Consider the following 12,270-nt stretch of genomic DNA (forward strand, 5'->3'; position numbering starts at 1 on the left):
GGAGCGTTTGAGAGTTGGAGAAATTGAGGGCTTTGGAGAATATAAAGAGATGCAAGAATACACACCAAGACATATGATAAACATATCAGGATTTCATAATATCATGAATTTTCAACACCTGTTTTTTATTATAAAAAAGGAGATTCACTTGAAAAACTCTTGTACGGGATTGCCCTACTATTTTAAAATAAATTCTGGAGCTGATCAAACCTTTTTTAACAGTCATTTCTTTTATGTCTGAAAGCGGAAACTCTATCATCGGCGTACGATATCCTTTCTTACAAAAAATACCATTTCTTCTAATAGTAAGACAATAGCCCGAACCATCTATTTCAGTCACCCGAACCCTCACCAAAAGAATGACAAACATTGTTGCTAAGAGAAAAATAATAGCATCGAAATAGTAATTGGGAATTGTAAAAATACTGATGAGACACAGTACAATACTGATAACGGAGCAATAAACAAACAGTTTTATCCGTTTTTTGTTTGATGTATTCATGGTAATATTTTGTAACTACAAATAACGATTGTTATCGCATAAACAGTTATGTTTGATTTATAACTAAATATAAACATTTATTATTACTAATACAATAATTTTAAAAAAATTATACTAGACTGATATTATGTTAATTATATATTAAATACGGTAAATTATCTTTCTTGTCTTTAACCAACGAAGGGCTCTTACAGTTAATTTTATGAAAATTAATCGCTATAATAGCTGAAAGTTCCAAAAAATCATTTCGTGACAAAATCGTTTTAATTAAGTAGGTTGGCAACACACATTATCATAATAAAAATAATGAATAAGCATTACCCACAACCACAAGTAAATTTGAACAAATAAGGGAATGAAATTTTTTATGTTTCTTTAATTTTTAAAGCTCTACTCTTATTTCAGATTTGAAAAATTCGGTAATGAAACTACAAATTCTTATCACAATAAAATCTAAACCCTCCTATTTCATTTAAAAAATTCAATACCAACCATGTTTTATTAAACTAATTTTAAACTATCCGTAAAAAATATCATTTTCATTTCCATTTTTCCTTAAATTGTGATATCAAATCATTTGGGACATAAATTTAATTTATACTCAACTCACTGAGAATATTTTAAACCCATTTGTTATCTGCAGAACGACTTAGAAAACACTAATCATCCCAATAAAATAAGTATCTATGAAAAAATTCTACATTCTCTTCATCCTGTCTTTCTTTTTACAAACGAATGCACAGTCTGTGATCTACTCGCATACAGTTCCTAATTATATCGGATCAACCGGTTTCAGCTCTTATCTTGCCAATAACGGAGATATGATCAGCATGGCAAGTGGTTTTACCTTACCCCAAACCAGCGAAATAACCAGCATCAATATATACGGATCTCAAATTTCCGATAATCTTCCTGCAATGGTGAAAGGAATGCTACTGTATATATACAGCGACAATAACGGAGCTCCGTCCGGCAATCCCCTTCTTCAGACAGGAACTCCAGTAATTACTTTAGACATTAACAACAGTACGCAAGGATACAATATTATACATACTGCACAGTATATCTATACATTTTCTGTGGATATTTCAGCACTTCCAGGTACAGCAGTTCTGCAGGGTAATACAAAATACTGGCTTTTCTTTGTACCCCGAATCAATTTGGATTCGATGATTTTAAGTTCACCACAGAAATTCAACTGGTGGCTATCCCCGACGGCAGCCCCGGACTACGCAAGAATATCTAATCTAACAGGTGGTGCAGCGTACCCGACCTGGCTGGTCATCCCAAATATTGGTGCTGCATTTTCTATTGAAGGGATGGTTTTGGGGACACATGAAGTGGTGTACGATTCTTCAGAAATTAAAGTTTATCCCAACCCCACTACCCGTTTTGTAGAAGTAATAAGTAAAGATAAGATACGTCAGATCGCTCTTTATGATGGTACCGGCAAAAAAATCTCTGTGAAATGGGCAGATCAAAAAGTGGATTTCGAAGGAATGCCCGTTGGTAACTATTTCTTATCAATAGAAACAGAAAAAAGTACGGTAACTAAAAAAATTATCAAAAGATAAATACAGTAAACTCTGGTATTGCGTATCTATAATCTGCACCTTCTGTAAATACATGACATTCTTAGCACGGATTTTAAATCCGCGCTATCGGCATTGGAGATGTGAAATCACGACTTTTTTTCCGTTGATGCGAGCGTGTTGTTCGTATCTTTCCAATTGATATGAGCACGATACTTATCTAAACGAGCGAGGAAGAGATGTCCGGCAGCATGAGGCTAAAAAAAAATTTTGCCGAGTGCTTCCTTTGTTGATACATCATTTAGAAAAAAATATTATTAGGACTAAAAATTCCGCTATATTGAAATTTTTATTAATTTAGTTTCACAGCAAATCAAAAAAACACACGATTTTATTTCTTTTAGTATTAACCTTTAAAATCAAAAATGATGGGACTAACAAATTTGAACTCCACCCATTTGAGCAGTGAAAAGATCACTGCGGCACAGGATGCCATCGCGGCATTGGACACAGCTCTTGATGAACTCACACACAACCTTTCAGCCGACGACCGAAAGAAGTATGGCAGTATCAACGAGCAAAACAAACTCTTTGTAAACAAGGTCGACGACTACAACCACAATCAGCCTGAATTGAGGTCGCCCGAAGTTGAATGGGATGAATTTAACAGAGATTACAGCTCCCGAAAAAACATGGAAGCCATGATCAGTAAACTGGAAAGTCTGACCACAAGAATGATAAATGCCAAGATTCTTCACGATTACGACAATTATCAGGCGGCTTTGATCGATTACTCTTTCACCACCTACAAAGCAGGTTCTTCGGCACCGGGATTTGAAGATAAGTACAATGATCTGAAACAGTTCTTTGTGAAAAATTCAACTTCTACTGCACCGCCTGAGGAAAAAAAGTAAAATACCAGTCAGTAATTGCCCCTTCGGTACTTGGAGGGGTATTTTTATGCTTTCAACTTTCCATTAAACCAGCTTAGATACGTTGTTGAATACCCGGGAGACGTTTTATACTCCTCCCAATACGTCCCATATCAGTCTGGAGACGTCTTTCAATTATCCCGAGACGTTTTTTAATGGTCGGGAGCGGTAGTTGACTCCTCGGGATAGGTTGCGGATAAGTCTGGACAGGTCTTTTACCGATCCGGAGCTATCTTTTACCTGTCGGGATAGGTGGTGTAACGTGTCTGGATGTATTGATAACCCCATCGGAGGCATCGATAACCCCGATGGACTTCTGATGAACGTGTCGGGATAGGTTGGATAACGTATCGAAACCTTTACAGAACGTATCAAGACTTCTTCGGAACGTGTCGGGATAGGTTTCGGACGTGGCGGTTGGGGTTCGGAACGTGGAATTTGGGGTTGAAGACCTGTCGAGAATGGTTTTCGCTGGCGCAAGCGTCTCGCTTGTGACCATTCTAATAATAAGCAATGGGTACGAGCGTGACGCACGCACCAGCAGTGTCAAATTTAAGGTTGAAGACCTGTCGAGAATGGTTTTCGCTGGCGCAAGCGTCTCGCTTGTGACCATTCTAATAATAAGCAATGGGTACGAGCGTGACGCACGCACCAGCAGTGTCAAATTTAAGGTTGAAGACCTTTCGAGAATGGTTTTCGGTGGCACAAGCGTCTCGTTTGTGACCACTCTAATCATAGGCAATTTGTAGGAGCGTGACGCTAGCACCAGCGGGGAGAAAAAAAAATTAGAAATAAAATTTGTTAAAACTTTTTATTTCATTAGTTTTAGAAAAATTACACTTGGATTAACTTTCTGTGATGATAAATATAAACTGAAAGCATTACAAAAACATTACAAAAATGAATGAAATCAATATTGAATTTAATTCAACATATATAAGTTCAAATTTAATAGATGAACTAGATTATATAATTGGAGAATATGCTAAACCCAATGTCACATTTATATATTCTTTAAATACATTTATAGAAGCTTTTGTTTTAAATACAAATTTTTATCTAACTGATAAAGAATTTAAACACATCAACTTATTATCAAAATCCATTTTCCCGAATGGTCGTCCAATTTTAGAGTTATTGATTAAAAATAAAAAAGTTAGTATTATTTCAGGTATAGGGAGTAATATTGGACAAGTTACTGGTATAATAAAAACAGATTTTGATAATCCTATTTCTTACCAAGAGAAAATAGATAAGTTCATTAACGAAGGCTTAGATACAGAAATTGCACGTGAAAAATATCTCAAAATTTCAAGTCTTGACAATGATAACATTAATTTAAAATATTTATCAATAGGTAAGGTTGAAGACGGATTAATAGCTCTTGAATCTTCTGACACACCAGAACAATTTTACACCAGCTTCTTAGCAGCAACATCTAATTCAAATTTACAAGCATCTCTTCCATTCTATTCATATGATTTTCAAATTACAAATTTAAAAGGCAAAGGAATTTCAAAAGAAATTATAGGCAGAATATCAAATGCGTTTAACAATAAACAAGAAGAATTATACAACTACTTTGGTCTATCGAATCAAAAAATACCACCATTAGTAAATATATTATTGAGTCAATGCAAATCTATATGTGATATACCTTCAAAACTCCTACAGTTAGATAAGGATTTTACAGAACTAAGGAATTCTACTATTAATTACGAAATGAGACTTAATCAATCAAAAACAATTAAAGAACAAATTGAAGCTGTAGATGAATACAATAGGTTTTGGGATGTATTTAATAAGAAATATAGTACAGCTAGTAGATTAATGTTTAATTTTTGGGAAGTTTCCGATAATACTGAAATGGAAAAAGCTGTAGATAAAGCAATTGACAATAATGATATAACAAACATTGTAGAAGATCTAAATTTAGGAAAATTAATAGGTAAATCATCAAAAAAACTAATCGACTATTATAAAGAGAAAAAAATTTTAAAAAGATTCAGTGGTGTAACAGATATATGGAACTTGTATAATTCATCTCCGAATATCAAGGATAATATTAAAAATTTTGAAAAGCTATTTGCTGTAAAGCTTGATACAAATGATTTAAAATCAATTCAACAAACATTAAAATAAATATCGTCAGGTATCATCAGCTAAGTGAAACGCTATATGTCGCAGATTTGCAATCCTTGATTTTCATCATAACTTATTCTAAGCACGGATTGCAAATCCGCGCTATCTGTAAAAAGAAAATGCTCCCTACCGAAGCAAGAAGCATTTTCAACCCTAATATTTAATATAATTAACCCATTACAGAGAGACACCTCGTCTCCATGGAATGAAATCATTCTGATTCAAAACGTCTGCTTTGGTTTTTACTTCGCCGCTGGCTACGTTGATGATGAGTTCCAGAAGTTCGTCTGCGGCTTCGGGAATTGTTTTTTCTCCGCTGATTACGGTACCTGCATTGAAATCAATAATGTCTGACATTTTTTCTGCCAAAACCGTGTTGGAAGAAATCTTCACAACCGGTGTAATAGGATTTCCCATCGGAGTTCCAAGACCTGTGGTGAAAAGTACGACTGTTGCACCTGAACCGACCAAAGCTGTTGTACATTCGGCATCGTTTCCGGGAGTACATAACAGATTCAGACCTGGTTTTGTGGCATATTCTGTAAAATCGAGAACTTCAACGATTGGGGCTGCTCCGCCTTTTTTGGATGCTCCTGCAGATTTCATGGCATCGGTAATTAAACCGTCTTTGATGTTTCCGGGAGAAGGATTCATATCAAATCCTGATCCTGCCGCAACCACAGAGGCTTCAAAATCTTTCATCAGTTTCAGGAACTTTACACCGTCTTCATCATTGATGCAACGGTTGACCAACTCCTGCTCTACTCCACACAATTCAGGGAACTCGGCGAGCATGGTTGTTCCGCCCACTGCCGCCATTATATCAGAAACTTCGCCCAAAACTGGGTTTGCAGAAATTCCTGAAAAACCGTCTGAGCCACCACATTCCAAACCAATGTTCAGTTTGGTAATGGATGCAGGTTTTCTCTCTATTTCGTTGGCTTTTTTAATGCCTTCATAAGAATCTTTAATAACGCCGGTCAGCATTTCATCGATGGTACCCGATTTTTGCTGTTCGTAAACGACGATTGGTTTTTTGTTATTTGGAGCCAATGCATGCAGTGAATCCATGAAAATCTGTACCTGAAGATTCTGACATCCTAAGCTGAGAACCGTAGCTCCCGCCACATTCGGGTTGTTGACATATCCTGCAAACAGTCTTCCCAACGCTTCGGCATCCTGACGGATTCCGCCACAACCGCCCTGGTGCGTAATAAATCTTGCATCGATATTTTTAAATATTCTTGTATCCGGTTGTTCTTCCTCCACTTCAACAGCTGCACCGCCGTTCAATAACGAACGCAGCAACAATTGATGTTTGCTGGCTTTATCATGAAGCAATTCTTTTTCAAAAATATCCTTCAGTGTTTCGATATTTTTGTTTTCACAAAATACCAACGGGAAGAATAACCAAACGTTTTCTGTACCTACCTGTCCGTCTTCACGGTGGTAGCCCATGAAAGTACGGTCTTTCCACTTGTCAACATTAGGTGGAGTCCAGCCTAAAGTTTCGGTTTTTCCGACTACTTTTGCACTTTGGTGCTTTACGTTTTCGGTGGTAATCACTTCGCCCTGTCTGATGGATTGGTTGGCTTTTCCAACGATTACGCCATACATGATGATATGGTCGCCATCCTCAAAATCTACGGCAGCGAATTTATGTTTTGCTTTAATATCTTTAAGAATCGTATAATCTGTACCGTCTAAGTGCACCGATTCTCCGGCAGGTAAATCCAACAGCGCTACAATAACGTTGTCTTTGGGATTTACTTTCAGTACTTTCTTTTGCATGATTGTTTAAGAATAAAATTGAATAAAATTTTTGTAAGCAGTTTCCATGTCATTGTGATCGATTTCGTACAATGCTTTTGCTACTGCGGCTTTCAGGCCTTCCACCTGTGTAAGGTCGGTATCCCAGAATAGTTTTTCGCTTAATGCCTGTTCTGAAACTACTTCATAATCTTCGTTTTTCCAGATTTCCCTGAATCTGTTTACGATGGCTTCTTCGTCATTCAGAGGAAGAGATTTTTCACCAAAACTTCCCTGATAGAATCTGATTAAACTTGCCAGAGAGAACGTTAAATTCAACGGAAGTCTATTATTTCTTTCAACATAAGTCAGTAAACTCGGAACGACTCTTACTTTAAATTTAGAAACAAAATATAAAGCAATACTCGCCAAATGATGCTTAATGAAAGGATTTCTGAATCTGTCGAACACTTCTTCTGCAAATTCTTTCAGTTCAGTTTCATCTAAACCTAAAGTCTGATTGACTTCATTAAATATCGATTCGCTTAAAAAAGTTCCGATAAACTGGTCATCGATTGCTTCTTTCACGATTTCTTTTCCTGCTAAAATTGCCGGAGCCAACATCAAAGTATGTCCGCCATTCAGAATTCTTACTTTTCTTAAACGGTAGGGCTGAATATCATCCACCACCAAAATCTGTTCGTTGATTTTATCGAAAGGAATTCTCTGTTTTAAATCTTCACCTCCCTGAATCACCCATAAAAGGAATGTTTCAGAAACCACCATCATCGGATCTTCATAATCCAACTGGTCTTCATACGTCGCAGCGTCATCTTTTGGATAACCCGGAACGATTCTATCGACCAAAGTATTGTGGAAGTGATTGCTGTTTTCAACCCATTCTGCAAAACCTTGTTCTAAATTCCAAAGTTGGGTATATTTTAAAATAATTCCTTTTAAAACGATTGCATTTTCTTCAATCAGCTCGCAAGGAATAATTCTTAATCCTTTATCTGCCGCTCCATTAAAATGCTTATATCTTTCATGAAGTAAAACCGCTACTTTCGCAGGGAAATTTTTGTGCGGACCTTCATACGAATTTTCAGTTTCGTCGTAAGCGATTCCCGTTTCGGTTGTATTTGAAAAAACAAATTCAAGTTCTTCTTCTTTCGCCAACTCCAAAAAGCTGTTGTAATCTGCATAAGGATTAACCGATTTCTGAATCGCCGAAATCACGCATTTCTCATCGATGATTTCTCCTTTCTTGATTCCTCTTGTGAATAATGTGTATAGATTCCCCTGTTCTTCAAGCTTGTGAACTGAACCGTTTGGTGTAGGTTGTACGTTGACAATTCCTGCATTGAAATCTGCTTCTGTGTTTAATTTATCAATCACATAATCTGTAAATCCGCGCATGAAGTTTCCTCCTCCGAACTGTACGATTTTGATTGGTAATTTTGTATCTATACCGCTGTTTTGACGGTTTAACTGTTGTTTTGTCTGATTTTCCATTTTTCTAATTTGAATTAAATTGTGTTTTTAATTCTGCTAAATCTTAGAGCTTTTTAAACGCAAAGTCCGCAAAGATTTTTTTAAAGCTTTATGTATATTTTCAAGTTCGCAAAGGCGTTGACTTAGCAAAGAACTCAAAGTTTTATATTTGAACCATTAAGATCTATTAAGGAGTTAAGTTTATTTAAGAGAAATAAATTTCTTAAGCTGGCAATTCAATTTGCCTGCAAATTCTTAATCATTCTTAACTGCTTAATTCTAACTTAATGGTTTAAAATTTATTTTCTATTTACTAATCACTTTATATTTAGGAACCAACATTTTCATTACTGTCCATGCGATCAGATAAGCGACTGCACAGATGGAGAAAATAATCATGTATCCTTTGTCAATTCCGTCTGAAACTACGGCGCCTGACTTTTCCAACTGCTCAAAGAAACCATCCGGCAAACGGTCGTTAACGTATTGAGGATATTTTTCCAACAAAGGAACTCCGTCTACGGTTGACCATGCTTTGTGTGCGTGATCAAATAGAACACCCGAAGATTTATTGATGATGAAAGATCCGATTCCGCCTGCCATTCCGCCAATTCCTGTGATGGTTGCGATGGCTTTTTTAGGGAACATATCGCCTACTGTTGAGAAGATATTTGCTGACCAAGCCTGATGCGCTGCTCCTGCTACACCGATAATTAAAACCGGAATCCAGTAAGTTGCTGTTCCTAATGGTTGAGCCAAAAGTGCCAACAGAGGGAAAAATGCGAAAATCAACATCGCTTTCATTCTTCCAGTGTAAGCGTTCATACCTTTCTTTTCAACAAAATATTTTGGAAGCCATCCACCGATGATTGATAATAAAGTAATCATGTATAATACGAATAACGGCAATGCACTTTCTGTGGAATCCATTCCGTAAACCGAACTTAAATAAGCCGGAGTCCAGAATAAAAAGAACCACCAAACGCCGTCTGTCATGAATTTTCCGAAGGCAAAAGCCCATGTCTGTCTGTAGCTGAAACATTCTTTGAACGTAAATACTTTTTCCGGCACTGAAGTGTCTTCATTCGGAAGATCGTCCTGATCCTGATTGATATAAGTCAGTTCGTGTTCGTTAACTCTTTTGTGTAAATGTGGCTTTTTGTAAACGAATACCCAAAGTCCCATCCAAACAAATCCTAAAGCACCAATAATGATAAACGCCCATTCCCAACCCATGGATTTTGCAATAAAAGGGATTGTAAGCGGTGCTGCCAAAGCTCCAACCGTCGCTCCAGCATTCCAGATACTTGTAGAAAATGCTCTGTCTTTTTTGGGGAAATATTCTGCCGTAGTTTTGATTGCTGCGGGGAAGTTTCCTGCCTCACCAATCGCCAATACGAAACGCGCAAAAATGAATAAAGTAACACTTGTACTGATGATTGCAGAAGTATTGGAAACTGTAGAAATTAATTCTTTTGAACCATGAAAACCTGCAAACCAGTTGCCAGTAAGAATTCCCGAAGTAGCAATCCCGCAGAATGCGTGTAAAACTGCACCCACAGACCAAACTCCAATTGCCCAAAGGAAACCTTTTTTGGTATCCATGAAATCCACGAACTTTCCTGCGAAAAGCATTCCCACAGCATAAAATATGGAGAATAATGCGGTGATGTTTCCGTAGTCGTTGTTATTCCAGTGAAATTCCGGTGCTATAAAATCTTTCCACGTCAAAGATAAAACCTGACGATCCAGATAATTGATCGTGGTAGCGAGGAATAACAGCAGACAAATCGTCCATCTGTATTGCGTCGGCTTAAGAGATTTAACTGAACTCATAGTCATTTATTTATTTTAAAGTCTGAATAATATCCAGCACTTTTTTGGTTTCATTTTCAATCGTCGCATAGTCTTTTGCAAGCATCAATTCTTTGCTTACCAGTTTGCTTCCCATTCCTACTGCAGAAACTCCTGCTTTGAACCAGCTGTCAATGCTTTCTTTTGTGGTATCAACACCACCTGTAGGCATAAATTTCAGATTCGGGAAAACATCTTTAATGGCACTCATAAATCCTGGTCCCAAAGCGTTTCCTGGGAATAATTTAATGAAAGTTACACCAGCGGTTTCCGCCGCAATAATTTCGGTAGGTGTCATACAACCTGGGCTGTACAACAAATCTTTTGGAATTAGAAACGCTGCAACTTCCGCCACAAAACCCGGACTGATGAAGAAATCAGCACCTGCCTTGTAATATTCTTCTGCTTGTTTTAGATTTTTGATGGTTCCGATTCCGAGATGCATTTCAGGCATTTCGGCATTACGGACTTCTACCATTTTTGTGAAATTACTCAACGCAGCTTCACCACGGCTGGTGTATTCCACAGCGCGGATTCCTGCTTTGTAAAGCGATCTTAATATTTCTAAAGTTACCATTTCATCAGCATTGTAATACAGAGGCAAAGCTCCCTGATTGATGATGGTGTTTGTAACCAATTGAATTTTTGTCATTTTGTTTTAATTATTTTGTTAAAATAATCTTTGATGGAGTTTTATCCATCCTTTGGTATGCTGTAACTTCAACACTTCCTTTTTTTTTAACGCAAAGGGCGCAAAGATTTTCTTTTTAAAACTTGATGTATATTTTTAAGTTCGCAAAGGCGCTCTGCTCAGCAAAGACCAATAGCGTTTTTAATTTTAAACTTTGTAAAGCCAATTGCCAAAAGCAAACAGCCAAAAGCGAAAAACTACCTTTTGATTCTTCCTCCGGAATTTCCGGCCATTACTTCGAGGATATCTTCTGCGCTGCAGTAATTGATGTCGCCTAAAATGGTATGTTTGATGGCACAGGCTGCGTTGGCAAAATTCAATGCTTTTTCATCATCGAAATTTAATAAACCATAAATTAAACCTGCTGCAAAGGCATCTCCCGTTCCGATTCTGTCGACTACATTGTCTATTTCTAAAAATTTAGTTTCAAAATAATTTCCGTTAATTAAAGCTCTTCCCTGCGTCTGCTGAGAACTTGCCGTAACCCCAATTCTTATTTTGTCGAAAATTTTATGGATGGATGGACATTGTTTTTTTAATTCTTCACAAGCTTCCATGAAACCTTGCTGATCTGACGAAAACTGAGTTCCCAAAATTTCATTGATCTCATTTACACCACCGATGAAAATCGTTGAGTAAGAAACCAATTCCTTTAAAACTTCGTTTCCGTTTTTACCGTATTTCCAAAGGTTTGAACGGTAAGCAGGATCGGTTGTTACTTCAATTCCCATTTCACGGGCGGTTAACAAACCTTCTTTCAAAGTTTCGTAAGCACCTTCGGAAATTCCGGGACTGATACCTGTCCAGTGGAAATAGTCGCAACCTTCCAAAGCTTTTTTCCAGTCGATCTGTTCTGGTTTGATGTTGGCAAAAGAACCGTTCAGTCTGTTGTAAGCAATTCTGCTCGCACGAACGGATGCTCCCACTTCAAGGAAATATAAACCTAAAGGATGTTCATTTTTATTGATGAAAGTTGTATCAATCCCAAAACTTTTGATGAAAGACAATGCAGATTCCCCCACAAAATCGTCAGAAACATTGCTGATGTGCGTCACGTCGCAACCCATTGTTGCCAATGAAGAAGCTACGTTGAGCTCAGTTCCGCCGAAAAAGAATTCCATCTCGTGGCTCTGTTTCATTGTTTTGTTCCCGGGAGGTGAAAGCCTCATTATTACTTCACCGAAAGTAAGTATTTTACCCATAACTTTTAATTGACTTCTTTTTAAACCACAAAAGGCACAAAAGTTTTTGATGCTTTAGTTCTGTAAAGTTTAAAATAATGAAAATATAAAGATCACATAAGTTTAAAAATCAAAGATTTTTCTGGACGTTTGACCTTTTAAATATTAAAAATTTACTTTTTTTAAACCATTAAGA

General features: G+C 37.0%; 9 protein-coding genes. 4 read left to right on the forward strand and 5 right to left on the reverse strand.

The genetic code is table 11. The annotated features are described in order from the left end of the window. From AC2A1G_RS17715 to AC2A1G_RS17730, 4 genes are all read left to right on the forward strand, one after another. A partial coding sequence (locus tag AC2A1G_RS17715; RefSeq protein ID WP_484048222.1) for a hypothetical protein occupies positions 1 to 241 on the forward strand: 241 nt, incomplete at its 5' end. Between the two features lie 947 nt (positions 242 to 1,188). Continuing rightward, positions 1,189 to 2,076, forward strand: a complete 888-nt coding sequence (locus tag AC2A1G_RS17720) for a T9SS type A sorting domain-containing protein (protein ID WP_484048223.1) — start codon at positions 1,189 to 1,191, stop codon at positions 2,074 to 2,076. A gap of 386 nt (positions 2,077 to 2,462) precedes the next feature. Continuing rightward, a complete protein-coding gene (locus AC2A1G_RS17725; RefSeq protein ID WP_484048224.1) occupies positions 2,463 to 2,948 on the forward strand; it encodes a hypothetical protein in 486 nt (161 codons plus the stop codon). A 918-nt stretch (positions 2,949 to 3,866) separates the two neighbouring features. Further along, a complete protein-coding gene (locus AC2A1G_RS17730; RefSeq protein WP_484048225.1) occupies positions 3,867 to 5,108 on the forward strand; it encodes a hypothetical protein in 1,242 nt (413 codons plus the stop codon). Positions 5,109 to 5,285: 177 nt separating this feature from the next. Here AC2A1G_RS17730 and AC2A1G_RS17735 read toward each other — a convergent pair whose 3' ends face one another. From AC2A1G_RS17735 to AC2A1G_RS17755, 5 genes are all read right to left on the reverse strand, one after another. After that, positions 5,286 to 6,899 carry a UxaA family hydrolase gene (locus AC2A1G_RS17735; RefSeq protein WP_484048226.1) on the reverse strand — a complete coding sequence of 538 codons (1,614 nt, stop codon included), beginning with the start codon at positions 6,897 to 6,899 and terminating at the stop codon, positions 5,286 to 5,288. Between the two features lie 6 nt (positions 6,900 to 6,905). Beyond that, on the reverse strand, positions 6,906 to 8,369 hold the full coding sequence (locus AC2A1G_RS17740) for a tagaturonate reductase (RefSeq protein WP_484048227.1): 1,464 nt from the start codon (positions 8,367 to 8,369) through the stop codon (positions 6,906 to 6,908). 285 nt (positions 8,370 to 8,654) lie between these two features. Beyond that, entirely contained in the window at positions 8,655 to 10,184 is a 1,530-nt protein-coding gene (locus tag AC2A1G_RS17745; protein ID WP_484048228.1) for an MFS transporter, read from the reverse strand. Between the two features lie 10 nt (positions 10,185 to 10,194). Continuing rightward, positions 10,195 to 10,854 carry a beta/alpha barrel domain-containing protein gene (locus AC2A1G_RS17750; protein WP_484048229.1) on the reverse strand — a complete coding sequence of 220 codons (660 nt, stop codon included), beginning with the start codon at positions 10,852 to 10,854 and terminating at the stop codon, positions 10,195 to 10,197. A 236-nt stretch (positions 10,855 to 11,090) separates the two neighbouring features. Further along, positions 11,091 to 12,095 carry a sugar kinase gene (locus AC2A1G_RS17755; protein WP_484048230.1) on the reverse strand — a complete coding sequence of 335 codons (1,005 nt, stop codon included), beginning with the start codon at positions 12,093 to 12,095 and terminating at the stop codon, positions 11,091 to 11,093. Positions 12,096 to 12,270 lie beyond the last annotated feature (175 nt).

The organism is Chryseobacterium sp. HNCC26DJ240 (genome assembly GCF_057180485.1).